This window comes from Vibrio agarivorans, from assembly GCF_030409635.1.
GTDB classification, from domain to species: Bacteria; Pseudomonadota; Gammaproteobacteria; order Enterobacterales; family Vibrionaceae; genus Vibrio; species Vibrio agarivorans.
In genome coordinates this window covers 853,075-878,366 of the sequence record NZ_JAUFQF010000004.1, presented here as the reverse complement: position 1 = coordinate 878,366, position 25,292 = coordinate 853,075, and the positions used below count along the sequence as shown (strand labels likewise).

At 47.7% G+C, this 25,292-nt stretch carries 17 protein-coding genes, 3 tRNA genes and 6 rRNA genes; 18 read left to right on the top strand and 8 right to left on the bottom strand.

All coding sequences use genetic code 11. From position 1 onward, the window contains the following. Nucleotides 1-4 precede the first annotated feature (4 nt). The 4 genes from trkA to def all read right to left on the bottom strand — a co-directional run bounded on the left by trkA (nucleotide 5) and on the right by def (nucleotide 4,294). Nucleotides 5-1,381, bottom strand: a complete 1,377-nt coding sequence (gene trkA / locus QWZ05_RS12535) for a Trk system potassium transporter TrkA (RefSeq protein WP_264874690.1) — start codon at nucleotides 1,379-1,381, stop codon at nucleotides 5-7. 60 nt (nucleotides 1,382-1,441) lie between these two features. Then, nucleotides 1,442-2,722, bottom strand: a complete 1,281-nt coding sequence (gene rsmB / locus QWZ05_RS12530) for a 16S rRNA (cytosine(967)-C(5))-methyltransferase RsmB (RefSeq protein ID WP_290298677.1) — start codon at nucleotides 2,720-2,722, stop codon at nucleotides 1,442-1,444. Between the two features lie 79 nt (nucleotides 2,723-2,801). Further along, the gene (gene fmt, locus QWZ05_RS12525; protein ID WP_264874692.1) at nucleotides 2,802-3,749 is read right to left on the bottom strand and encodes a methionyl-tRNA formyltransferase; all 948 of its coding nucleotides are present in this window, start codon (nucleotides 3,747-3,749) and stop codon (nucleotides 2,802-2,804) included. A gap of 29 nt (nucleotides 3,750-3,778) precedes the next feature. Then, nucleotides 3,779-4,294 (bottom strand): peptide deformylase, encoded by a 516-nt coding sequence (def, locus tag QWZ05_RS12520; protein ID WP_290298675.1) that lies wholly within the window; start codon nucleotides 4,292-4,294, stop codon nucleotides 3,779-3,781. A 128-nt stretch (nucleotides 4,295-4,422) separates the two neighbouring features. On the opposite strand from def, the gene QWZ05_RS12515 reads away from it, so the two are divergent. Genes QWZ05_RS12515 through QWZ05_RS12500 form a run of 4 tightly spaced genes read left to right on the top strand, consistent with a single transcriptional unit; the run spans nucleotide 4,423 to nucleotide 7,665 of the window. Continuing rightward, the gene (locus tag QWZ05_RS12515; RefSeq protein ID WP_290298673.1) at nucleotides 4,423-5,478 is read left to right on the top strand and encodes a LysM peptidoglycan-binding domain-containing protein; all 1,056 of its coding nucleotides are present in this window, start codon (nucleotides 4,423-4,425) and stop codon (nucleotides 5,476-5,478) included. After that, nucleotides 5,478-6,602: a DNA-processing protein DprA gene (gene dprA / locus QWZ05_RS12510; protein ID WP_290298670.1), complete on the top strand. Its 1,125-nt coding sequence runs from the start codon at nucleotides 5,478-5,480 to the stop codon at nucleotides 6,600-6,602. The genes QWZ05_RS12515 and dprA overlap by 1 nt, the downstream gene beginning before the upstream one ends. Beyond that, nucleotides 6,599-7,075, top strand: a complete 477-nt coding sequence (locus tag QWZ05_RS12505) for a DUF494 family protein (protein WP_264874696.1) — start codon at nucleotides 6,599-6,601, stop codon at nucleotides 7,073-7,075. Before dprA ends, QWZ05_RS12505 begins: the two co-directional genes overlap by 4 nt. A gap of 8 nt (nucleotides 7,076-7,083) precedes the next feature. Then, nucleotides 7,084-7,665 carry a DNA topoisomerase family protein gene (locus tag QWZ05_RS12500; RefSeq protein ID WP_290298668.1) on the top strand — a complete coding sequence of 194 codons (582 nt, stop codon included), beginning with the start codon at nucleotides 7,084-7,086 and terminating at the stop codon, nucleotides 7,663-7,665. Between the two features lie 74 nt (nucleotides 7,666-7,739). Here QWZ05_RS12500 and QWZ05_RS12495 read toward each other — a convergent pair whose 3' ends face one another. Further along, nucleotides 7,740-8,870 (bottom strand): 5-(carboxyamino)imidazole ribonucleotide synthase, encoded by a 1,131-nt coding sequence (locus tag QWZ05_RS12495; protein ID WP_290298666.1) that lies wholly within the window; start codon nucleotides 8,868-8,870, stop codon nucleotides 7,740-7,742. Between the two features lie 3 nt (nucleotides 8,871-8,873). After that, nucleotides 8,874-9,359 carry a 5-(carboxyamino)imidazole ribonucleotide mutase gene (purE, locus tag QWZ05_RS12490; protein WP_264874699.1) on the bottom strand — a complete coding sequence of 162 codons (486 nt, stop codon included), beginning with the start codon at nucleotides 9,357-9,359 and terminating at the stop codon, nucleotides 8,874-8,876. Nucleotides 9,360-9,542: 183 nt separating this feature from the next. Here purE and tsaC point away from each other — a divergent pair, with 183 nt between their 5' ends. Genes tsaC through QWZ05_RS12470 form a run of 4 tightly spaced genes read left to right on the top strand, consistent with a single transcriptional unit; the run spans nucleotide 9,543 to nucleotide 12,176 of the window. Beyond that, the gene (gene tsaC, locus QWZ05_RS12485; RefSeq protein ID WP_264874700.1) at nucleotides 9,543-10,100 is read left to right on the top strand and encodes an L-threonylcarbamoyladenylate synthase type 1 TsaC; all 558 of its coding nucleotides are present in this window, start codon (nucleotides 9,543-9,545) and stop codon (nucleotides 10,098-10,100) included. Nucleotides 10,101-10,145: 45 nt separating this feature from the next. Continuing rightward, nucleotides 10,146-11,066 (top strand): oxygen-dependent coproporphyrinogen oxidase, encoded by a 921-nt coding sequence (gene hemF / locus QWZ05_RS12480; RefSeq protein WP_264874701.1) that lies wholly within the window; start codon nucleotides 10,146-10,148, stop codon nucleotides 11,064-11,066. Nucleotides 11,067-11,079: 13 nt separating this feature from the next. Beyond that, complete coding sequence (gene aroE, locus QWZ05_RS12475) at nucleotides 11,080-11,913, top strand: shikimate dehydrogenase (RefSeq protein ID WP_264874702.1); 834 nt, start codon at nucleotides 11,080-11,082, stop codon at nucleotides 11,911-11,913. Beyond that, entirely contained in the window at nucleotides 11,913-12,176 is a 264-nt protein-coding gene (locus QWZ05_RS12470; RefSeq protein WP_264874703.1) for a DUF1488 family protein, read from the top strand. The genes aroE and QWZ05_RS12470 overlap by 1 nt, the downstream gene beginning before the upstream one ends. A 91-nt stretch (nucleotides 12,177-12,267) precedes the next feature. On the opposite strand, the gene QWZ05_RS12465 is transcribed toward QWZ05_RS12470, so the two are convergent. Further along, the gene (locus QWZ05_RS12465) at nucleotides 12,268-12,813 is read right to left on the bottom strand and encodes a gamma carbonic anhydrase family protein (protein ID WP_290298663.1); all 546 of its coding nucleotides are present in this window, start codon (nucleotides 12,811-12,813) and stop codon (nucleotides 12,268-12,270) included. Nucleotides 12,814-13,379: 566 nt separating this feature from the next. Here QWZ05_RS12465 and QWZ05_RS12460 point away from each other — a divergent pair. The 9 genes from QWZ05_RS12460 to QWZ05_RS12420 all read left to right on the top strand — a co-directional run bounded on the left by QWZ05_RS12460 (nucleotide 13,380) and on the right by QWZ05_RS12420 (nucleotide 24,291). Further along, nucleotides 13,380-14,932 (top strand): 16S ribosomal RNA (locus tag QWZ05_RS12460). A 131-nt stretch (nucleotides 14,933-15,063) separates the two neighbouring features. Further along, nucleotides 15,064-15,139: transfer RNA gene (locus QWZ05_RS12455), tRNA-Glu, on the top strand. Between the two features lie 344 nt (nucleotides 15,140-15,483). Continuing rightward, a 23S ribosomal RNA gene (locus QWZ05_RS12450) occupies nucleotides 15,484-18,371 on the top strand. A 129-nt stretch (nucleotides 18,372-18,500) separates the two neighbouring features. Then, nucleotides 18,501-18,617: ribosomal RNA gene (rrf, locus tag QWZ05_RS12445) — 5S ribosomal RNA — on the top strand. Nucleotides 18,618-18,996: 379 nt separating this feature from the next. Continuing rightward, nucleotides 18,997-20,550: ribosomal RNA gene (locus tag QWZ05_RS12440) — 16S ribosomal RNA — on the top strand. 77 nt (nucleotides 20,551-20,627) lie between these two features. Then, nucleotides 20,628-20,703 (top strand) — tRNA-Ala (locus tag QWZ05_RS12435). A gap of 307 nt (nucleotides 20,704-21,010) precedes the next feature. After that, a 23S ribosomal RNA gene (locus QWZ05_RS12430) occupies nucleotides 21,011-23,898 on the top strand. 128 nt (nucleotides 23,899-24,026) lie between these two features. Beyond that, a 5S ribosomal RNA gene (rrf, locus tag QWZ05_RS12425) occupies nucleotides 24,027-24,143 on the top strand. Together the 16S, 23S and 5S rRNA genes with 3 tRNA genes alongside form the textbook arrangement of a ribosomal RNA operon. A gap of 57 nt (nucleotides 24,144-24,200) precedes the next feature. After that, nucleotides 24,201-24,291, top strand: a tRNA-Ser gene (locus QWZ05_RS12420). A 73-nt stretch (nucleotides 24,292-24,364) separates the two neighbouring features. Here QWZ05_RS12420 and QWZ05_RS12415 read toward each other — a convergent pair. Further along, nucleotides 24,365-24,706 (bottom strand): DUF3135 domain-containing protein, encoded by a 342-nt coding sequence (locus tag QWZ05_RS12415; RefSeq protein WP_264878280.1) that lies wholly within the window; start codon nucleotides 24,704-24,706, stop codon nucleotides 24,365-24,367. 265 nt (nucleotides 24,707-24,971) lie between these two features. Between QWZ05_RS12415 and QWZ05_RS12410 the strand changes: the two genes are divergently transcribed. Then, nucleotides 24,972-25,262 (top strand): co-chaperone GroES, encoded by a 291-nt coding sequence (locus QWZ05_RS12410; protein ID WP_164647030.1) that lies wholly within the window; start codon nucleotides 24,972-24,974, stop codon nucleotides 25,260-25,262. The last annotated feature ends 30 nt before the right edge of the window (nucleotides 25,263-25,292 follow it).

Below are 25,292 nucleotides of genomic sequence, written 5' to 3'. Positions count from 1 at the left end.
TCGCTTATAGGAAGAATGGACTCGGTTGGAAGAGTGCCTCTACGTCAGAGACGTACTTCTTGTTAACCAAGAACATCACCACGTGGTCGTCTTGTTCGATCACGGTACGGTCATGGGCAATCAATACCTCTTCACCGCGAACAATCGCACCAATGGTGGTGCCGGGTGGTAGTTTAATGTCACCAATGGCACGACCAACAACTTTTGAGGTGGTTTCATCACCATGAGCAATGGCTTCAATTGCTTCGGCTGCACCGCGACGCAGTGAGGATACGTTTACGATATCGGCTCGACGAACGTGGGTCAGCAGCTCTGAGATTGTGGCTTGTTGAGGTGAGATTGCGACGTCGATAACACCGCCCTGAACCAAATCAACGTAGGCGCCTCGCTGGATGAGCACCATCGCCTTTTTAGCCCCCATACGCTTGGCAAGCATGGCAGACATGATGTTGGTTTCATCTTCATTAGTCAGTGCGATGAAAACATCGACCTGATCGATATTCTCTTCAGTGAGGAGCTCTTGGTCAGCCGCATCTCCGCAGAAAACGATGGTGTTTTCTAAGTCTTCAGATAAACGCTCTGCACGTTGATAATTGCGCTCGATGAGTTTTACGCTGTAATTTTGCTCGAGGCGCTTGGCTAGGCTTGAGCCGATATTACCGCCACCAACAATCATGATGCGGCGATAAGGTTTTTCAAGTCGTTGTAGCTCACTCATCACCGAGCGAATATGGTTGCTGGCAGCCACAAAGAAAACCTCATCATCAGCTTCAATGATCGTCGTGCCTTGAGGACGAATTGGACGTCCTTGGCGGAAGATTGCCGCAACCCGAGTGTCAATGTGCGGCATGTGCTCACGCAGTGCTGATAAGGCGTTACCCACCAGAGGGCCACCATAGTAGGCTTTTACCGCCACTAGGCTGACTTTTTCTTCGGCAAAACTCACCACTTGCAGCGCACCTGGGTATTGAATCAAGCGCTCGATGTAGCTTGTCACTAACTCTTCTGGGGCAATTAAGTGATCAACTGGTACTGCGCCAGATTGGAATAGGGCTTCTTTCTCATTGAGGTATTCAGGAGAGCGGATGCGAGCAATCCGATTTGGTGTATTAAATAGAGTGAAGGCGACCTGACAGGCGGCCATGTTGGTTTCGTCCATATTGGTGACGGCAACCAACATATCAGCATCTTGAGCCCCGGCTTCTCGAAGTACATCGGGGTGGCTAGCATGACCATTGACGACGCGAAGGTCATATTTATCTTGCAGTTCACGTAGGCGATCGCTGTTTTTGTCTACGATAGTGATGTCGTTGTTTTCACCAACGAGGTTCTCAGCCAAAGTACCGCCTACCTGGCCAGCACCAAGAATAATGATTTTCATCTATTGCTCTCTTGAACGTAAATAAAGCCACCAAGAAAGGTGGCTATAAATCCTTGTTAATTATGCACTCTTTTTTAGTACAGCATAGTAGAAGCCATCCATATCTTCTTCGCCGGGTAGGATTTGTCGTCCAGGATGTGATGCATCACTTCCTATTAACTCAACATCACTGGTACGTGCGAGGAAGGCTTTTACTTGTTCAACGTTCTCTTGAGGAGTGATAGAACAGGTCGCGTAAACGAGAGTGCCGCCAGGCTTAAGCTGCTGCCACATGGCGTCAATGATCTCGCTTTGTAGCTTTGCTAGGGCTTCGATGTCATCTGCACGACGCAGCCATTTGATGTCTGGATGGCGACGGATAACGCCAGTCGCTGAACATGGTGCATCAAGTAAGATGCGGTCGAACTTGTCGCCCATCCACCACTCTTGCGGATAACGAGCATCACCACAAATAACATCTGCTTTGAGTTGCAGGCGATCTAAGTTGTCATAAACACGATCAAGACGTTTTGCATCAGCATCAATCGCAACTACTTCAGTATCGTTGGTGTGCTCAAGGATGTGCGCCGTTTTACCGCCAGGTGCTGCGCAGCAGTCGAGAATGAGTTCGCCCTCTTGTGGCTGCAGATAGTCAACAGAAAGCTGCGCTGCTGCATCTTGTACAGAAACCCAGCCACGGTCAAAACCAGGCAGCAGAGTTACATCACAAGGTTTGGCCAATTTTATCGCGTCCGCCGCTTGAGGATGAACGGTGAATTCAATGTTTTCATCATTGAGCAGTTCAACATATTCATCGCGAGTATGGTGCTGGCGATTTACTCGCAGCCACATAGGCGCTTTGCTATTGTTGGCGTCAACGATGTCTTCCCACTGCTCTGGGTAATGTTCTTGCAACAGCTTAAGCAGCCAATTTGGGTGGCCATACTTACCCGCATTGTGGCTTACTGCCAACTCATCAAGCTCTTCTTGATTGCGCAGGTAATTGCGTAGTACCGCATTAATCAGACCACGCAGATTAGGGCCGCGAAGTGTTTTGGTGGCTTCAACGGTTTCCGCGACTGCAGCATGAGAAGGGATCCTCATGAAACTTAGCTGGTAGATACCGACAAGAATCAAGTGGTGGAATACACGCTTTTTCCCCTTTAAAGGGTTATCCATCAGCTCACTTGCGATCGACTCTAGTCGAGGCAAGTAACGTAGCGCACCGTAACAAATCTCCTGCAAAAGAGCATAGTCACGAGGTTTTATCGTTTTTTGAGCCGCTGGGAGTGCGTGAGAAAGAGATTGGCCTTTATCGACCACTTGGAAGATTACGTTGGCGGCAGCTGCGCGAACATTCATAGTGATTACCTTGAATTAAGGGAGGGCATCTCTGCCCTCAAAATGTACTTTTTCGCTGGAGTGCAGCGAATAAATTGAGTTAGCAGAGTTGGGAACCCACTTCGAACCAGCTTGCTCTTGAGTTTAGGATATCTTGTACAGACATCGCTTTTTTACCCGGTACTTGCATTTGCTCTAGCACTAATATGCCTTTGCCTGTTGCCACGTAGATACCGGTTTTATCTGCTTGAATAATGGTACCCGCTGGCTTGTCACTGGTTTTATCAGCGACACGACTCTGCCAAACCTTAATACTGTTATCTGCAGCGCTAAAGTGGCTCATTGGCCATGGGTTGAAAGCACGCACGCAGCGCTCAATATGCTCCGCTTCATCGTTCCAATTAATGCGCGCTTCATCTTTGCTTAGCTTCTTCGCATAGTTAGCAAGAGCATCATCTTGTTTCTCTGCCGTCGCGGTACCGTTGGCGATATCGGCAAGGCAGTCAATCAATGCATCAGGGCCTAAGTCAGCCAGCTTCTCATACATTGATGCACTGGTGTCTGTTGGTTCGATTGGCAGCGTAGCGATCTTGAGCATATCGCCTGTATCCAGACCAATATCCATCTGCATGATGGTGACACCTGTTTCGCTGTCTCCCGCCCAGATTGAACGTTGGATTGGGGCAGCCCCACGCCAGCGAGGTAAGATAGAACCGTGTACATTGATGCAGCCTAGCTTAGGCGTATCAAGCACCGCTTGTGGTAGCAGCAGGCCGTATGCGACCACAACCATAATATCAGCGTTTAGATCAGTGAGAGCTTGCTTAGCCTCATCTGACTTAAAGTTTTCAGGTTGGTAAACGGCGATTTCATGCTCAAGCGCAATGGTTTTTACCGGGCTCGCGGTGAGCTTTTTTCCACGCCCAGCAGGGCGGTCTGGTTGCGTATAAACCGCGATGACTTCATGCTCTGAAGACAACAACGCCGCCAGATGACGGGCGGCGAAATCGGGAGTACCAGCAAAGACAATTCGTAATGGCTTGCTCAAGGTAATGCTCCTATTTTATTGGTGAGGCTCTATTTTGATTGTTTTTCGTTGAAGCGTTTGATTTTTGCAAGCTTGTCTTGGATACGCTTGCGCTTCAATGGTGACAAGTAGTCTACAAATAGTTTGCCCATTAGGTGGTCTAGTTCGTGTTGTACACAGATAGCCAATAGGTCATCAGCCTCAAATGCGAACTCTTTCCCATCACGGTCAAGTGCTTTTACGCTGACTTCAGCCGCTCGAGGCACAAGAGCACGAGCACCAGGAACCGAAAGACAGCCCTCTTCAATGCCATCCTCGCCACGTTTTTCTAGAATTTCAGGGTTGATAAGCACCATTGGCTCATCACGCGTCTCTGAAATATCGATAACAACAATACGCTGGTGGATATCAACCTGCGTCGCCGCTAGACCGATACCTTCTTCTGCATACATGGTTTCCAGCATATCATCTACGATTTTCTGGATTTCAGGAGTCACTGCTTCTACAGGTTTTGCCACTGTGCGAAGACGATCATCCGGGATTCTTAATACATTTAAAACAGCCATAAACACTCGAAATATTGAACTGTGCCGAAACAGCACGACGCTTGTTGGGTCAATTCTAGACATTTTATGACCTAAATGACAGCATCGAAAACCGTTAATTCGGAATCTAAGACCAAGGAAATAAGGTCATGACACGATACTCATACCCGCTTTTCGCCGCGACTTTAGTGTGTTTGCTAAGTCTGTCTACGTTGGCAAGTACTCAGGCGCCACACTTGTTGATTAAGCAAGATGCTCCTAAGACCTACACAGTCATTAAGGGAGATACCTTGTGGGATATATCAAGCCTCTATCTTGATAGTCCATGGTTATGGCCTCGGCTTTGGCAAGTCAATCCCTCGATAGAAAACCCTCACCTTATCTACCCTGGTGACAAACTGAATCTAATTTGGCGTAACGGGCAGCCTATGCTGAGTCTAAAGCCAATGGTTCAACTCAGCCCCAAAGTGAGAAAAGAGCCCAAAAAAGCAATCACAACCGTGAGAGAAGAGTTGGTATTGCCGTACCTACAATCAGACCGACTCATAGAAGCCTATGAGCTAAAGATGGCTGAGCGGGTTGTTGGAGCGAGTAATGGTAGCCGATATCTCACAGGTACGAATCAACTTTATATCTCAGGCCAACACACTATTTCACATCAACATAGAGATTCTCGTTGGGGGGTTTACCGCGAGATGAGTACTTTTGATGTCGATGGCAAAAAAGTGGTGGCGTTAAAAAAGGTGGCTGTAGGTGAGGTGAGTTCCGTGCATGATGACTTATCAGCTTTGAAAATTGCCACTCAACATCAAGAAATCATGGCAGGCGATATTGCTTTGAACGATCTCGAGCGTGACTCTGCGCTTGTCAGCACCACCTTTTACCCTCAGCCCGCGCCTACAGAGGGTGTTGTTGAGATACTGGGGTCATTAGAGGGGAGCCAATATGTCGGCCTGCATGGTGTCGTCATTGTTTCTGCTGGAAACGAGCAGGGCTTGGTGCAAGGCAGCATGTATGAGCTTTACCAGGCAGGCGTAACCAGCACCATTGAGAAAAATCAGTTTCAATTGCCTAGTAGCTTGGTTGGGCACTTGATGATCATTCGACCTTATTCTCAGTACAGTTTAGCTCTAGTAACACAAGCGGTTGCTCCTGTTGGGGTCGATCTTGAATTGCGTACACCACTTCAAACACTGGGCAAGTAATGAGTGAACAAGCGTTATATTCTTGGCTCACCTTGTGTTATACGCCAAGGCTCAGAGCGAAAGCATTCGACAAGCTAGTCAGCATGGCGGCTCCTCAACAATGGTTAAACTCGTCGGCAGAGGAGTTACAAGCCGCGGGGTTTACCGCTGGGCAGATAGAGTATTTGCAGGTTCAGAGTGAAGCTAAAGTCGCACCAATGCTTCAATGGGCCGAGCAGGAAAATAATCATATTATCACCTTGCAAGATGAGTGTTATCCACCCCTTCTTAAACAGCTATCTAGCCCGCCTAAAACATTGTTCATACAAGGGGATGTGAGTCTGCTTTCAGCAACACAGGTTGCGATGGTCGGCAGTCGCCATGCGACTATTGATGGTCTCAAGTTGGCAAAAAAATTTGCCAAGCAACTCGCTGAGAATGGACTAACGGTCACCAGTGGCCTAGCGCTGGGCATCGATGGGTATGCTCATCAAGGGGCATTGGATGCAAAGGGTAGTACCGTTGCGGTACTGGGTTCAGGGTTAAATCGGATTTATCCAGCCAAACACCGACATCTAGCGGAACAGATAGCCAGCAGTGGTGCATTGGTGTCTGAATTTCCACCGGAGACTCCTCCTAAAAGAGAAAACTTTCCTCGTCGTAATCGAATTATTAGTGGCTTATCAACCGGAGTGCTGGTTGTTGAAGCTGCAGAGCGCAGTGGATCACTCATTACTGCTCGCTATGCAGCGGAGCAAGGCCGAGAAGTGTTTGCTATCCCTGGCTCGATTCATTCTCCTACCTATAGAGGCAATAATGCTTTGATCAAAAGTGGGGCCTGCCTGGTACAAACAGTAGACGATATACTGTTAGAGATTGACACATTAGTACGCTGGACAGAGCAAGCCACACCGCTCTCGTTGTTCGCAACAGGGGAATCAACAACAATAGATACACAACAAGAATTGCCATTTCCTGAACTGTTCGCTAACGTAGGGTTAGAGCCGACCCCTATTGATATTTTGGTGAGTCGGACCCATATACCAATACAAGAATTAATGAATCAACTTCTTGAGCTCGAGCTGCTTGGTGTGGTGACTTCGGTCCCCGGTGGTTACGTTCGTTTAGGGGGAGGCAAACTATGATGATGGACATTTTGATGTACTTGTTTGAGACCTATGTCCATAGCGATGCAGAGTTACAAGTCGACCAGGACGAACTGGAAGATGAGCTGCTCAGAGCAGGGTTTCAAGACAAAGATATCGTTAAAGCGTTGCAGTGGCTGGAAGAGCTTGCATTGCTACAACAGACGGATGAGCACGCGGCTATTGCCACGGGAGATTTACGCTCAACGCGCATTTATACCAATACAGAATCGGATCGACTAAACCTAGAGTGCCGAGGGTTTTTGTTATTTTTGGAGCAAGTTGGTGTATTGAAGCCTGATATCCGAGAGATGGTGATTGATCGTGTTATGGGTTTAGAGACCAATGAGTTTGAGTTGGAAGATCTCAAGTGGATTGTGTTGATGGTTTTATTTAATGTTCCAGGGAATGAGAACGCCTATACGCTAATGGAAGAGCTTTTATATTCTAAAGAGCAAGGTGTACTCCACTAATAATCCCTATGAGCAGTAAAATTGATAACCAACTGTTTTCCGCCCATGAACACGCACTTGAACATGAGTCATGTCCGAAATGTGTAGAGCATGGTCGTAGCGGTGAACTAGAACTGCGCAACGGAAAGCACGGTGCTTTTCTTGGGTGCAATCAATATCCAGATTGTGACTACATACGGCCCTTGCATCAAAATGATGGCCATATAGTGAAACACCTGGGTGTCGCTTGTCCTAAGTGTCAGCATGAACTTGTATTACGCCAAGGTCGTTATGGCATGTTTATTGGCTGTAGTGACTTTCCAAACTGTTACCATATTGAGTCTTTGTCAACTCAGCCTGATGAGCAAGCGCCCGCAGCAATTGCCTGCCCAGAGTGCGGTAAGGGCCATTTAGTTGAGAGAAAAACACGGCATGGTAAATCGTTCCATGCGTGTGATGCTTACCCCAAGTGTCGTTTTGCTGTGAACCAAACTCCCGTCGCAGGACGCTGCGAAAAGTGTGGCTTTGGTTTATTGGTGTCGAAAAAGCGCGCCGCCGGAAATGTACTGATGTGTGCTGACAAGAAGTGCCAACATCAGCAACAAGGCTAGCAAAGACAATATTAGTAAAAATAACAAAGGAGCCATGAGGCTCCTTTGTTATTTATGACATCGCACAGACGTGCTTACTGATGCTGCGCGGCAAATTCATGCACTGCGGGATACGCATGCTGATCAAGTTGACTCGCGAGTGCGACCAACTTTGCTGTAAGTTCAGCTTTGTTATCCGCACAAACATTAATGTGCCCCATTTTGCGGCCAGGACGTTTGTCTTTGCCATACCAGTGAATGTGGCAACCTTCCATTGCGAGTAGCGATTGAGGCAGAGTGTCTTCACCCAAAATGTTGATCATAGATGTTTTACGAATGAGTTTGGTGCTACCCAATGGCATACCGCAGACGGCACGCAAATGGTTCTCAAACTGACAAGTCACGGCACCTTGCTGTGTCCAGTGACCCGAGTTATGCACGCGTGGGGCAATTTCATTCACAAGCAATTGACCATTTACGTCAAAGAACTCAAGAGCAAGCACACCGACGTAGTCTAGGCTGTTTGCAACGGCAGTAAACATGGCTTTAGCTTGATCTTGCAGTTGAGGATCTTCAATTGCTGTTGAGAGAGAGAGTACACCGTCAGTATGTACATTCTCAGCAAGAGGGTAGACCTCAACTTGACCCTCTTTACCGCGAGCACCCACAAGAGAGACTTCACGGTCAAAGGGAACAAATTCCTCCGCCACAATAGCTTGTGTACTGGTTGCAGCAATACACGCTTCCATTTCAGTCCAAATCGCTTCAACCTGGTCTTCAGACTTCAAGCGCCATTGCCCTTTACCGTCATATCCACCTAATGCGCTCTTGAGCACCATAGGCAAACCGACGTGTTCAATGGCACGAGTAAAGTCGTCACGTGTGTTGATTACGGCATATTTTGCGTTTTTGACGCCGGCATTATCAAGTAATGCCTTTTCAATACGTCGATCGCCACCGGCTTTAATCGCATCTGTCGTTGGAAGAAACTTACCGCTGCGTTCACAGATATCGAGGACATCATGTGGAATATGCTCAAACTCGGCAGTAATGACATCGGCCTGCTTAATCGCATTCTCAAGGCCGTGACCAACCACCGTTTGGGTCAGTGGATGAACGATATTCTCGCTGCCCACATCAAAAGCAGTGATTTGAATGTTGAGTGGTGCACCCGCAAGCGACATCATGCGTGCAAGTTGGCCAGCTCCAAGAACAAGCACTTGCATCGATTAATCCTCTGCAGGGTTTGGGTTAGCTAATACCGTCTCAGTTTGCTCTGTACGGAAAGCTTCCACTTTTGCCATCACTTCTTCATCGTGAGTACCGATGATTTGTGCAGCTAGGATCCCCGCATTTGCAGCGCCAGCTTCACCAATAGCTAGCGTACCAACGGCAATCCCCTTTGGCATTTGAACAATAGAAAGTAGAGAGTCCATACCTTTGAGTGCGCGAGATTGTACAGGAACACCTAATACAGGAACGCTGGTAAATGCGGCAGCCATGCCCGGAAGATGTGCTGCACCGCCAGCACCAGCGATAATAACTTTAATACCACGCTCTTTCGCACTGTTCGCGTAGTCAGCGAGTAGCTGAGGAGTACGGTGAGCTGAAACTACTTTGGTTTCGTAAGGCACGCCAAACTGATCAAGCATATCTGCTGCTAGTTTCATTGTTGGCCAGTCTGATTTTGAACCCATGATGATGCCGACTTTCATCTCTTGCTCCTAAATAATCACAAATTGAGGTGGTAAAGTAGATTTTGAGCGCATTATACGAGTATTTACGCCCCAAGCAAACGTTTGCGCAAGTTGTTTAACAAGAATAGTATTTGCACTATAAGACGAGTCATAGCAAAGTCTCTGTTCTAATGCGCAATATCGAATTTAGGGAGACATAACGTGGACAATTTCGCACTGGCAATTGAAGCCTTAAACCAAGGAGAAGTCATCGCTTACCCAACTGAAGGGGTTTTTGGTGTTGGTTGTGATCCTGATAATGCGCAAGCGATTCAGAAGTTATTGAACATCAAGCAACGCCCTGTTGAAAAGGGGTTGATTTTAATTGCGGCTAATTTTGCTCAATTAGAAGACTATATTGACTTGTCACAACTTACCGCTCAGCAATTGGAAACCATGCAAGCGACGTGGCCAGGGCCAGTGACGTGGGTTGTTCCAGCGAGCGATAAAGTCACCGATTGGGTTTCAGGTCAGTTTGACTCGGTGGCTGTAAGAGTGACAGATCACCCTCTGGTGCAGCAGTTATGTCTAACCTTTGGTAAGCCAATCACATCAACGAGTGCTAACTTGACAGGGCAACCTCCTTGCAAAACATTTCAAGAAGTTGAACAGCAACTGGGTAGCCAAGACGTCACCCTCGTTGAGGGGCAAACTGGTGGTCGCGAAAACCCGAGTGAAATTCGTGACGCGAAGACTGGGCAGGTTTTTCGCCAAGGTTAATTTTGCCAATGTTAAAGAGAACGACAGATAAATAAGGAACAGGTCGTGGTAGATAAAGAGGCGGTTAAAACGTTTTTGTTATCGTTGCAGGATGATATATGTCAGCAACTTGAGCTCGCTGACGGCAGTGGTAAGTTTGTTGAAGATGCTTGGACTCGAGAGCAAGACCACAAACTTGGTGGGGGTGGTCGAAGCCGAGTGATGAAAAATGGCGGCGTGTTTGAGCAAGGTGGCGTGAACTTCTCTCATGTGACTGGCGCGCAAATGCCTGCGTCCGCAACCGCTCATCGCCCAGAACTCGCTGGTCGTCGATTTGAAGCGATGGGCGTATCATTAGTTATGCACCCGAATAACCCATATGTACCAACGTCGCACGCTAATGTGCGCTTCTTTATTGCAGAGAAAGAGGGTGAAGCACCAATTTGGTGGTTTGGTGGTGGTTTTGACTTAACGCCATTCTATCCATTTGATGAAGATTGTGTTCATTGGCATCAGACAGCGCAATCAATATGCGCACCTTTTGGTGATGATATTTATGAGCAGCATAAAACTTGGTGTGATGAGTACTTTTACTTGCCTCATAGAGAAGAGACACGCGGTGTGGGTGGTCTCTTCTTTGATGATCTCAACCAGTGGGAGTTTGAACGTTGCTTTTCTTATATGAGAGCCGTAGGGGAAGGGTATTGTCAGGCTTATCTCCCGATTGTTGAGCGCCGAAAGAATCACATATACGCCGAACGTGAGAGAGAGTTCCAGCTCTATCGTCGTGGGCGTTACGTCGAGTTTAATTTAGTTTATGACCGAGGTACGCTGTTTGGGCTGCAAAGTGGCGGAAGAACAGAATCGATTTTAATGTCGATGCCTCCATTGGCTCGGTGGGAGTATGCTTATCACCCAGAAGCAGGCTCCGCGGAAGAGCGTTTAACCTCACAGTACCTAAAAGCCCAAGATTGGCTGTCACAATAAACAAGGAATATAGATGACTCAGCTAGTAGACCGTTATCTCGTGTTTGGTAATCCCATTACGCAAAGTAAATCACCATTTATCCATACCTTATTTGCCCGCCAAACCAATCAAGCTATGGAATACTCAATGGCTGAGCCAGAGGTTGGTGATTTTAAGTCGGCAGTCGAAGCCTTTTTTGCTAAAGGGGGCAAAGGTTGTAACGTAACAATGCCATTCAAGCTTGATGCATTTGAATATGCAACGACTCTGACAGAGCGTGCAAAATTGGCCGGCGCGGTGAACACCCTAAAGCGTCTTGATGATGGTGAAATTATTGGTGACAACACTGATGGTGCAGGTTTAGTTCAAGATTTACTTAATGCTCAAGTGAACTTAGAGGGCTCTAGAGTATTAATTATCGGTGCTGGTGGCGCGTGTCGAGGTGTGATAAAGCCATTATTGGATCAAAACCCAGTTGAACTCATTATTACCAACCGAACCTTTGCAAAGGCACAAGAGTTAGCAGATATATTTGCTGAATATGGGAATATCTCCGCTGTACCTTCTCAAGAGATAATAGACGGTTTTGATGTAGTGATTAATTCTACCGCATCAAGTATGACTGGAGACTTACCTGGGGTACCAAGCACAATTTTTACTCCTAGTACGGCTGCTTATGATATGGCTTATAAAGCTCAAGAAACTCGTTTCAATCAATGGGCGCGAGAAAACGGAGCCGGTAAAACGATGGATGGTTTAGGCATGCTGGTCGGTCAGGCTGCAGAGAGCTTTATGGTTTGGCGTGGGTTAATGCCAGGAACCAAGCAGGTACTACGTGAGCTTAGAAAGAACTTGGAAGGTCTGTGATGAATCAATCAATACTATTTCCAGACATTCAAACATGGGATGAAAAAAAGCAGCAGGTCACTTTTCCGGTGCAGCAGGCGGGCGCACTAATTGAATGTGCAATCACGAAAGTCCGATTAGAGCAGTTATCCCAGCAAACGTGCGACTCGGAGTTGAGTACGCTTGAGGCTTTTGCTCAAGTTCGGTTTGATATTGAAGAGCTTATTGAAGAAGAGATAGAAGAAGAGAACTTTAACTCTGATGGTCATATCGTACTGTCATAGTGTAGAGGTAATGCGGCTTCTTGGGTTAAGCTTCTATATAGACATAGACGGTTTAGCCCCTGATTAATGAACTATTAGCCAGGGGCTTTGTTTATACGTTGATAACGTGATTTAGGTAATCATCTTTGTTTTGCACATAGTTATTAGCTGAACGCTGTAAGAAAGCGATCTCTTTGTCTGAAAGGGGGCGAGCTTTTTTGACAGGGCTACCTACATATAAGTAGCCAGACTCTAGAACCTTACCAGGAGGAACAAGAGAACCTGCACCAATCATTACTTCAGATTCAACGATCACGCCATCTAAGATAATAGCTCCCATGCCGACCAAAACGCGGTCACGTATTTCGCAGCCATGTAACATAACTTTATGCCCTACGGTGACATCATCACCGATAATGAGTGGGTAGCCGTCTGGGTTTTCAGAGTTTTTGTGGGTAACGTGTAAAACAGTACCATCTTGAATGTTTGTGCGTTTCCCAATCCTGATGTGGTTAACATCACCTCTAGCAGCAACAAGAGGCCAAACACTGGTATCGTCATCTAAAACTATATCGCCAACCAATACTGATGTTTCATCTACAAAAACGCGCTTGCCAAGTTTTGGTGAGATTCCTTTGTAACTACGTAAAGACGCCATAACTACACTCTTAATCTATATATAGTGGGTAAATAGTGGGAAAGAGTAGTAAAAATAGCCTGTTTTGAATGAAAAAACAGCAAGTGATAAGAAATTATAAAAAAACTAATAAAAGGGCTTGCCAACTGATCGTCAATCTCTATAATGCCCCCTCGCTGAGACGGGAGAGGCCGCAAGGAATCAAACGAAGTCAGTAAGTGCAAAAGTCTCAGGCGAATCGCTTGAGAAAAGATTTGGAAAAGTGGTTGACACTAAAACTTAAATCGCTAAAATGCACGTCCGCTTTGAGGGAAAGCCTGAAAGCACGCTCTTTAAAAATTAAAACCTATCAATCTGTGTGGGCACTCGTTGATGATAATCCAAAACGAAACTTCGGTTTCAACTTAGATTTCAATGAACTGAGTGACCAATTGATACTTCGGTATCAGCACAGTCAATTCATTATCGTTCTGTTGGAACGATAATAGCTTTAAAATTACTTCTTACTTTCGAGTGAGAATGAGTTTTGAAGTCAGTATTCATTGAGTCAGTTTTCCTTTCAATAGAGAGGGGAACATCAAAATCTTAAATTGAAGAGTTTGATCATGGCTCAGATTGAACGCTGGCGGCAGGCCTAACACATGCAAGTCGAGCGGAAACGACTTAACTGAACCTTCGGGGGACGTTAAGGGCGTCGAGCGGCGGACGGGTGAGTAATGCCTGGGAATATGCCTTGATGTGGGGGATAACTATTGGAAACGATAGCTAATACCGCATAATGCCTTCGGGCCAAAGAGGGGGACCTTCGGGCCTCTCGCGTCAAGATTAGCCCAGGTGGGATTAGCTAGTTGGTGAGGTAAAGGCTCACCAAGGCGACGATCCCTAGCTGGTCTGAGAGGATGATCAGCCACACTGGAACTGAGACACGGTCCAGACTCCTACGGGAGGCAGCAGTGGGGAATATTGCACAATGGGCGCAAGCCTGATGCAGCCATGCCGCGTGTGTGAAGAAGGCCTTCGGGTTGTAAAGCACTTTCAGTCGTGAGGAAGGTAGTGTAGTTAATAGCTGCATTATTTGACGTTAGCGACAGAAGAAGCACCGGCTAACTCCGTGCCAGCAGCCGCGGTAATACGGAGGGTGCGAGCGTTAATCGGAATTACTGGGCGTAAAGCGCATGCAGGTGGGTGATTAAGTCAGATGTGAAAGCCCGGGGCTCAACCTCGGAACAGCATTTGAAACTGGTCACCTAGAGTACTGTAGAGGGGGGTAGAATTTCAGGTGTAGCGGTGAAATGCGTAGAGATCTGAAGGAATACCAGTGGCGAAGGCGGCCCCCTGGACAGATACTGACACTCAGATGCGAAAGCGTGGGGAGCAAACAGGATTAGATACCCTGGTAGTCCACGCCGTAAACGATGTCTACTTGGAGGTTGTGGCCTTGAGCCGTGGCTTTCGGAGCTAACGCGTTAAGTAGACCGCCTGGGGAGTACGGTCGCAAGATTAAAACTCAAATGAATTGACGGGGGCCCGCACAAGCGGTGGAGCATGTGGTTTAATTCGATGCAACGCGAAGAACCTTACCTACTCTTGACATCCAGAGAACTTAGCAGAGATGCTTTGGTGCCTTCGGGAACTCTGAGACAGGTGCTGCATGGCTGTCGTCAGCTCGTGTTGTGAAATGTTGGGTTAAGTCCCGCAACGAGCGCAACCCTTATCCTTGTTTGCCAGCGAGTAATGTCGGGAACTCCAGGGAGACTGCCGGTGATAAACCGGAGGAAGGTGGGGACGACGTCAAGTCATCATGGCCCTTACGAGTAGGGCTACACACGTGCTACAATGGCGCATACAGAGGGCAGCCAACTTGCGAAAGTGAGCGAATCCCAAAAAGTGCGTCGTAGTCCGGATTGGAGTCTGCAACTCGACTCCATGAAGTCGGAATCGCTAGTAATCGTAGATCAGAATGCTACGGTGAATACGTTCCCGGGCCTTGTACACACCGCCCGTCACACCATGGGAGTGGGCTGCAAAAGAAGTGGGTAGTTTAACCTTCGGGAGGACGCTCACCACTTTGTGGTTCATGACTGGGGTGAAGTCGTAACAAGGTAGCCCTAGGGGAACCTGGGGCTGGATCACCTCCTTATACGAAACGGATAGTTTGCTTTCACTTTTTAAAGTGAAGACAAATAAGTCGCGATGAGTGTTCACACAGATTGATTGGTTTAATTTGAGCTTAGTTTGCTTCTGCTTTTAAAGCAGAAATGAACAAACCGTGTCCCGTTCGTCTAGAGGCCTAGGACACCGCCCTTTCACGGCGGTAACAGGGGTTCGACTCCCCTACGGGATACCATCTTTAAGCATTCTTACGAGTGTGTTTAAAAATGGTTACTTCTTTGGAAGTGATTTGCTCTTTAAAAATTTGGAAAGCTGACGAATAACAACAATCCCCATCTCTATGAGATGCGTTGTTATTCAAATTAAAAGTTCTCAAATCCTAAAACTACGGTTTTAGGTACCAACACACATTCAAGTGTTCTTGGAAGTGACGAAAGTCCACTTTTTGCCTCTGCTTTTTTCTAAAAAGCGGAAACAAAGAGTTATTTGAGTCCGGCAAAATCGAGTCTGCATCATGTATAAAAATTGCAGACAACTTTGGTTGTTTAAACGACAACTCGAAACTCCTTCGGGTTGTATGGTTAAGTGACTAAGCGTACACGGTGGATGCCTTGGCAGTCAGAGGCGATGAAAGGCGTATTAACTTGCGATAAGCTCAGATTAGATAGTAAAAATCTTTGAGTCTGAGATTCCTGAATGGGGAAACCCAACACCATAAGGTGTTATCACTAACTGAATACATAGGTTAGTGAGGCGAACCGGGGGAACTGAAACATCTAAGTACCCCGAGGAAAAGAAATCAACCGAGATTCCGAAAGTAGCGGCGAGCGAAATTGGATTAGCCCTTAAGCTTTTAATGAGACAGACGAACACGCTGGAAAGCGTGGCAATAAAGGGTGATAGCCCCGTAGTCGACATCTCATCATCAGTGAAATCGAGTAGGGCGGGACACGTGATATCCTGTCTGAATATGGGGGGACCATCCTCCAAGGCTAAATACTACTGACTGACCGATAGTGAACCAGTACCGTGAGGGAAAGGCGAAAAGAACCCCTGTGAGGGGAGTGAAATAGAACCTGAAACCGTGTACGTACAAGCAGTAGGAGCACCTTCGTGGTGTGACTGCGTACCTTTTGTATAATGGGTCAGCGACTTATATTCAGTAGCAAGGTTAACCATCTAGGGGAGCCGTAGAGAAATCGAGTCTTAACTGGGCGTCGAGTTGCTGGATATAGACCCGAAACCAGGTGATCTAGCCATGGGCAGGTTGAAGGTTGAGTAACATCAACTGGAGGACCGAACCGACTAATGTTGAAAAATTAGCGGATGACTTGTGGCTAGGGGTGAAAGGCCAATCAAACCTGGAGATAGCTGGTTCTCCCCGAAATCTATTTAGGTAGAGCCTCGGACGAATACCACTGGGGGTAGAGCACTGTTAAGGCTAGGGGGTCATCCCGACTTACCAACCCTTTGCAAACTCCGAATACCAGTGAGTACTATCCGGGAGACACACGGCGGGTGCTAACGTCCGTCGTGGAGAGGGAAACAACCCAGACCGCCAGCTAAGGTCCCAAAGTATAGCTAAGTGGGAAACGATGTGGGAAGGCTTAGACAGCTAGGATGTTGGCTTAGAAGCAGCCATCATTTAAAGAAAGCGTAATAGCTCACTAGTCGAGTCGGCCTGCGCGGAAGATGTAACGGGGCTAAGCTATACACCGAAGCTGCGGCAATGACTTTTAGTCATTGGGTAGGGGAGCGTTCTGTAAGCCGCTGAAGGTGGACTGTAAGGTCTGCTGGAGGTATCAGAAGTGCGAATGCTGACATGAGTAACGATAAAGGGGGTGAAAAACCTCCTCGCCGGAAGACCAAGGGTTCCTGTCCAACGTTAATCGGGGCAGGGTAAGTCGACCCCTAAGGCGAGGCCGAAAGGCGTAGTCGATGGGAAACGGGTTAATATTCCCGTACTTCTTACAATTGCGATGGGGGGACGGAGAAGGCTAGGTGGGCCTGGCGATGGTTGTCCAGGTTCAAGTGCGTAGGCTTAAGAGTTAGGTAAATCCGGCTCTTTTTAAGGCTGAGACACGATGTCGAGCTACTACGGTAGTGAAGTCATTGATGCCATGCTTCCAGGAAAAGCCTCTAAGCTTCAGATTGTAAGGAATCGTACCCCAAACCGACACAGGTGGTCGGGTAGAGAATACCAAGGCGCTTGAGAGAACTCGGGTGAAGGAACTAGGCAAAATGGTACCGTAACTTCGGGAGAAGGTACGCTCCTCGCGGTGAAGTCCCTTGCGGATGGAGCTATGGGGAGTCGCAGATACCAGGTGGCTGCAACTGTTTATTAAAAACACAGCACTGTGCAAAATCGTAAGATGACGTATACGGTGTGACGCCTGCCCGGTGCCGGAAGGTTAATTGATGGGGTTAGACTTAGGTCGAAGCTCTTGATCGAAGCCCCGGTAAACGGCGGCCGTAACTATAACGGTCCTAAGGTAGCGAAATTCCTTGTCGGGTAAGTTCCGACCTGCACGAATGGCGTAATGATGGCCACGCTGTCTCCACCCGAGACTCAGTGAAATTGAAATCGCTGTGAAGATGCAGTGTACCCGCGGCTAGACGGAAAGACCCCGTGAACCTTTACTACAGCTTGGCACTGAACATTGAGCCTACATGTGTAGGATAGGTGGGAGGCTTTGAAACTAGTACGCCAGTATTAGTGGAGCCGACCTTGAAATACCACCCTTGTATGTTTGATGTTCTAACTTAGCCCCATTATCTGGGGTGAGGACAGTGCCTGGTGGGTAGTTTGACTGGGGCGGTCTCCTCCCAAAGAGTAACGGAGGAGCACGAAGGTGGGCTAATCACGGTTGGACATCGTGAGGTTAGTGCAATGGCATAAGCCCGCTTGACTGCGAGAATGACAATTCGAGCAGGTGCGAAAGCAGGTCATAGTGATCCGGTGGTTCTGTATGGAAGGGCCATCGCTCAACGGATAAAAGGTACTCCGGGGATAACAGGCTGATACCGCCCAAGAGTTCATATCGACGGCGGTGTTTGGCACCTCGATGTCGGCTCATCACATCCTGGGGCTGAAGTCGGTCCCAAGGGTATGGCTGTTCGCCATTTAAAGTGGTACGCGAGCTGGGTTTAGAACGTCGTGAGACAGTTCGGTCCCTATCTGCCGTGGGCGTTGGAAGATTGAAGGGGGCTGCTCCTAGTACGAGAGGACCGGAGTGGACGAACCTCTGGTGTTCGGGTTGTCATGCCAATGGCATTGCCCGGTAGCTAAGTTCGGAATCGATAACCGCTGAAAGCATCTAAGCGGGAAGCGAGCCCTGAGATGAGTCTTCCCTGGCACTTTAAGTGTCCTAAAGGGTTGTTCGAGACTAGAACGTTGATAGGCAGGGTGTGTAAGCGTTGTGAGGCGTTGAGCTAACCTGTACTAATTGCCCGTGAGGCTTAACCATACAACACCCAAGGGGTTTTGATGGACTCAAAGCTAAGAACTTTGAATGTGTATTGATGACTTTTATATAGCTTTCCAGACTTTTTGTTTTCACTTTTTTAGAAAAAGCGAAGACGAAAAACAGAATTTGCTTGGCGACCATAGCATTGTGGACCCACCTGATTTCCATGCCGAACTCAGAAGTGAAACGCAATAGCGCCGATGGTAGTGTGGGGTTTCCCCATGTGAGAGTAGGACATCGCCAGGCTTTAATTTCGACTTTGCTTATTACTTAAGCAAGTCACCATAAAGTTCTAAATTATTTTAGAGTTTTATGTTGACTTACAGAGTCAGTCGCGTATTATACGCATCCGCTTCGAGGTTAAGGCCTTGATAGCAAAGCTCTTTAACAATATAAACCTATCAATCTGTGTGGGCACTCGTTGATGATAATCCAAAATGAAGCTTAGGCTTCAACTTAGATTTCAATGAACTGAGTGACCAATTGATACTTCGGTATCAGCACAGTCAATTCATTATCGTTCTGTTGGAACGATAATAGCTTTAAAATTACTTCTTACTTTCGAGTGAGAATGAGTTTTGAAGTCAGTATTCATTGAGTCAGTCCTTATGGACATCAAAATCTTAAATTGAAGAGTTTGATCATGGCTCAGATTGAACGCTGGCGGCAGGCCTAACACATGCAAGTCGAGCGGAAACGACTTAACTGAACCTTCGGGGAACGTTAAGGGCGTCGAGCGGCGGACGGGTGAGTAATGCCTGGGAATATGCCTTGATGTGGGGGATAACTATTGGAAACGATAGCTAATACCGCATAATGCCTTCGGGCCAAAGAGGGGGACCTTCGGGCCTCTCGCGTCAAGATTAGCCCAGGTGGGATTAGCTAGTTGGTGAGGTAAAGGCTCACCAAGGCGACGATCCCTAGCTGGTCTGAGAGGATGATCAGCCACACTGGAACTGAGACACGGTCCAGACTCCTACGGGAGGCAGCAGTGGGGAATATTGCACAATGGGCGCAAGCCTGATGCAGCCATGCCGCGTGTGTGAAGAAGGCCTTCGGGTTGTAAAGCACTTTCAGTCGTGAGGAAGGTAGTGTAGTTAATAGCTGCATTATTTGACGTTAGCGACAGAAGAAGCACCGGCTAACTCCGTGCCAGCAGCCGCGGTAATACGGAGGGTGCGAGCGTTAATCGGAATTACTGGGCGTAAAGCGCATGCAGGTGGGTGATTAAGTCAGATGTGAAAGCCCGGGGCTCAACCTCGGAACAGCATTTGAAACTGGTCACCTAGAGTACTGTAGAGGGGGGGTAGAATTTCAGGTGTAGCGGTGAAATGCGTAGAGATCTGAAGGAATACCAGTGGCGAAGGCGGCCCCCTGGACAGATACTGACACTCAGATGCGAAAGCGTGGGGAGCAAACAGGATTAGATACCCTGGTAGTCCACGCCGTAAACGATGTCTACTTGGAGGTTGTGGCCTTGAGCCGTGGCTTTCGGAGCTAACGCGTTAAGTAGACCGCCTGGGGAGTACGGTCGCAAGATTAAAACTCAAATGAATTGACGGGGGCCCGCACAAGCGGTGGAGCATGTGGTTTAATTCGATGCAACGCGAAGAACCTTACCTACTCTTGACATCCAGAGAACTTAGCAGAGATGCTTTGGTGCCTTCGGGAACTCTGAGACAGGTGCTGCATGGCTGTCGTCAGCTCGTGTTGTGAAATGTTGGGTTAAGTCCCGCAACGAGCGCAACCCTTATCCTTGTTTGCCAGCGAGTAATGTCGGGAACTCCAGGGAGACTGCCGGTGATAAACCGGAGGAAGGTGGGGACGACGTCAAGTCATCATGGCCCTTACGAGTAGGGCTACACACGTGCTACAATGGCGCATACAGAGGGCAGCAAGCTAGCGATAGTGAGCGAATCCCAAAAAGTGCGTCGTAGTCCGGATTGGAGTCTGCAACTCGACTCCATGAAGTCGGAATCGCTAGTAATCGTAGATCAGAATGCTACGGTGAATACGTTCCCGGGCCTTGTACACACCGCCCGTCACACCATGGGAGTGGGCTGCAAAAGAAGTGGGTAGTTTAACCTTCGGGAGGACGCTCACCACTTTGTGGTTCATGACTGGGGTGAAGTCGTAACAAGGTAGCCCTAGGGGAACCTGGGGCTGGATCACCTCCTTATACGATGATTATTGCGATGAGTGTTCACACAGATTGATTAGGTTTGTAAGTTAAGAGTAAGGAAAACTTTTCCAGATGGGGCTATAGCTCAGCTGGGAGAGCGCCTCGCTGGCAGCGAGGAGGTCTGCGGTTCGATCCCGCATAGCTCCACCATCTTTAAGTGTTCTTCCTTAAGAATCTTTAAAAATGGTTACTTCTTTGAAGTGATTTGCTCTTTAAAAATTTGGAAAGCTGACGAATAACAACAATCCCCATCTCTATGAGATGCGTTGTTATTCAAATTAAAAGTTCTCAAATCCTAAAACTACGGTTTTAGGTACCAACACACATTCAAGTGTTCTTGGAAGTATCGAAAGATACTTAATATTTGAGTCCGGCAAAATCGAGTCTGCATCATGTATAAAAATTGCAGACAACTTTGGTTGTTTAAACGACAACTCGAAACTCCTTCGGGTTGTATGGTTAAGTGACTAAGCGTACACGGTGGATGCCTTGGCAGTCAGAGGCGATGAAAGGCGTATTAACTTGCGATAAGCTCAGATTAGGTAGTAAAAACCTGTGAGTCTGAGATTCCTGAATGGGGAAACCCAGCACCATAAGGTGTTATCACTAACTGAATACATAGGTTAGTGAGGCGAACCGGGGGAACTGAAACATCTAAGTACCCCGAGGAAAAGAAATCAACCGAGATTCCGAAAGTAGCGGCGAGCGAAATTGGATTAGCCCTTAAGCTTTTAGTGAGACAGACGAACACGCTGGAAAGCGTGGCAATAAAGGGTGATAGCCCCGTAGTCGACATCTCATCATCAGTGAAATCGAGTAGGGCGGGACACGTGATATCCTGTCTGAATATGGGGGGACCATCCTCCAAGGCTAAATACTACTGACTGACCGATAGTGAACCAGTACCGTGAGGGAAAGGCGAAAAGAACCCCTGTGAGGGGAGTGAAATAGAACCTGAAACCGTGTACGTACAAGCAGTAGGAGCACCTTCGTGGTGTGACTGCGTACCTTTTGTATAATGGGTCAGCGACTTATATTCAGTAGCAAGGTTAACCATCTAGGGGAGCCGTAGAGAAATCGAGTCTTAACTGGGCGTCGAGTTGCTGGATATAGACCCGAAACCAGGTGATCTAGCCATGGGCAGGTTGAAGGTTGAGTAACATCAACTGGAGGACCGAACCGACTAATGTTGAAAAATTAGCGGATGACTTGTGGCTAGGGGTGAAAGGCCAATCAAACCTGGAGATAGCTGGTTCTCCCCGAAATCTATTTAGGTAGAGCCTCGGACGAATACCACTGGGGGTAGAGCACTGTTAAGGCTAGGGGGTCATCCCGACTTACCAACCCTTTGCAAACTCCGAATACCAGTGAGTACTATCCGGGAGACACACGGCGGGTGCTAACGTCCGTCGTGGAGAGGGAAACAACCCAGACCGCCAGCTAAGGTCCCAAAGTATAGCTAAGTGGGAAACGATGTGGGAAGGCTTAGACAGCTAGGATGTTGGCTTAGAAGCAGCCATCATTTAAAGAAAGCGTAATAGCTCACTAGTCGAGTCGGCCTGCGCGGAAGATGTAACGGGGCTAAGCTATACACCGAAGCTGCGGCAATGACTTTTAGTCATTGGGTAGGGGAGCGTTCTGTAAGCCGTTGAAGGTGGACTGTAAGGTCTGCTGGAGGTATCAGAAGTGCGAATGCTGACATGAGTAACGATAAAGGGGGTGAAAAACCTCCTCGCCGGAAGACCAAGGGTTCCTGTCCAACGTTAATCGGGGCAGGGTAAGTCGACCCCTAAGGCGAGGCCGAAAGGCGTAGTCGATGGGAAACGGGTTAATATTCCCGTACTTCTTACAATTGCGATGGGGGGACGGAGAAGGCTAGGTGGGCCTGGCGATGGTTGTCCAGGTTCAAGTGCGTAGGCTTAAGAGTTAGGTAAATCCGGCTCTTTTTAAGGCTGAGACACGATGTCGAGCTACTACGGTAGTGAAGTCATTGATGCCATGCTTCCAGGAAAAGCCTCTAAGCTTCAGATTGTAAGGAATCGTACCCCAAACCGACACAGGTGGTCGGGTAGAGAATACCAAGGCGCTTGAGAGAACTCGGGTGAAGGAACTAGGCAAAATGGTACCGTAACTTCGGGAGAAGGTACGCTCCTCGCGGTGAAGTCCCTTGCGGATGGAGCTATGGGGAGTCGCAGATACCAGGTGGCTGCAACTGTTTATTAAAAACACAGCACTGTGCAAAATCGTAAGATGACGTATACGGTGTGACGCCTGCCCGGTGCCGGAAGGTTAATTGATGGGGTTAGACTTAGGTCGAAGCTCTTGATCGAAGCCCCGGTAAACGGCGGCCGTAACTATAACGGTCCTAAGGTAGCGAAATTCCTTGTCGGGTAAGTTCCGACCTGCACGAATGGCGTAATGATGGCCACGCTGTCTCCACCCGAGACTCAGTGAAATTGAAATCGCTGTGAAGATGCAGTGTACCCGCGGCTAGACGGAAAGACCCCGTGAACCTTTACTACAGCTTGGCACTGAACATTGAGCCTACATGTGTAGGATAGGTGGGAGGCTTTGAAACTAGTACGCCAGTATTAGTGGAGCCGACCTTGAAATACCACCCTTGTATGTTTGATGTTCTAACTTAGCCCCATTATCTGGGGTGAGGACAGTGCCTGGTGGGTAGTTTGACTGGGGCGGTCTCCTCCCAAAGAGTAACGGAGGAGCACGAAGGTGGGCTAATCACGGTTGGACATCGTGAGGTTAGTGCAATGGCATAAGCCCGCTTGACTGCGAGAATGACAATTCGAGCAGGTGCGAAAGCAGGTCATAGTGATCCGGTGGTTCTGTATGGAAGGGCCATCGCTCAACGGATAAAAGGTACTCCGGGGATAACAGGCTGATACCGCCCAAGAGTTCATATCGACGGCGGTGTTTGGCACCTCGATGTCGGCTCATCACATCCTGGGGCTGAAGTCGGTCCCAAGGGTATGGCTGTTCGCCATTTAAAGTGGTACGCGAGCTGGGTTTAGAACGTCGTGAGACAGTTCGGTCCCTATCTGCCGTGGGCGTTGGAAGATTGAAGGGGGCTGCTCCTAGTACGAGAGGACCGGAGTGGACGAACCTCTGGTGTTCGGGTTGTCATGCCAATGGCATTGCCCGGTAGCTAAGTTCGGAATCGATAACCGCTGAAAGCATCTAAGCGGGAAGCGAGCCCTGAGATGAGTCTTCCCTGGCACTTTAAGTGTCCTAAAGGGTTGTTCGAGACTAGAACGTTGATAGGCAGGGTGTGTAAGCGTTGTGAGGCGTTGAGCTAACCTGTACTAATTGCCCGTGAGGCTTAACCATACAACACCCAAGGGGTTTTGATGGACTCAAAGCTAAGAACTTTGAATGTGTATTGATGACTTTTAGAAGCTTTCCAGACTTTTTGTCTTCACTTTTTTAGAAAAAGTGAAGACGAAAAACAGAATTTGCTTGGCGACCATAGCATTGTGGACCCACCTGATTTCCATGCCGAACTCAGAAGTGAAACGCAATAGCGCCGATGGTAGTGTGGGGTTTCCCCATGTGAGAGTAGGACATCGCCAGGCTTTGAACAACATCGATTTGAAGCAGTCACGTAAGACTTTAGAGAGATTACATATTGTGGAGAGATGGCTGAGTGGTTGAAAGCACCGGTCTTGAAAACCGGCATACGTTAATAGCGTATCTAGGGTTCAAATCCCTATCTCTCCGCCACATTTAAAAAGCCCGCTAAGTGATTAGCGGGCTTTTTACTATTTGCCAAATACCATTTCATCAAAGTGTTCGCCTAGCGCCAATCTTCAGTGTTGGGCTTGAATGGAACGATTTCTGCCTCTTTTTCCACATCACATTCCCCACAGAGGGCTTCACGAAACTTTTGAAATTGTGTGAGTAGCTCTTTTCTTAATAATATATTGGCATGGATTGGGTTTTTACTACGACTGACAATCAGATCGATATGGCTTTGTTGCGCTCTGAGTCGCTGCTGCATATCGGGTGATGCTGATTCGATACATGCATTACACATATTTGCTTTTAACTTGTCAAAAGCCGTTGGGTCTTGCTTGGCTAACTGCATGAGTTCATCGAAAGAAGGCAGTTGTTGATAGCTACTTGAACCTGTTGACATTGCTTCACTCCCTAAAGCGACCTTGCTTAAAGTATATGCAACAATGCGATATTCCCCACTCCAACTTGCTCTAGTCTCAACTGTAAGAATTTTACTCGCGAATCATCAGTTGAAAGGGCGCTTGTTTTGTAAGCTAAATCACACTTTTTTTGCCTTTCCCCCTTGGGATTATGCCTTTCATACCTCATATATGAGGTAAGCGACGCCCTATATTATTGTGGGCAATTACCTCATTAAACATGGAAATTATCAGGAGAGACGACCAATGAACATTCGTCCATTACACGACCGAGTTATCGTTGAACGCAAAGAAGTTGAATCAAAGTCGGCTGGCGGCATCGTTTTAACTGGTTCTGCTGCAGAGAAATCAACTCGCGGTGTAGTACTAGCGGTTGGTAAAGGCCGTATCCTAGAGAACGGTTCAGTTCAGCCTTTGGACGTTAAAGTTGGCGATACAGTAATCTTTGCTGAAGGTTACGGTACAAAGACTGAAAAAATTGACGGTAAAGAAGTTCTAATCATGTCTGAAAACGACATCATGGCAATTGTTGATTAATAAGCAATCGTTGAGTAATTTTTTGCTCGA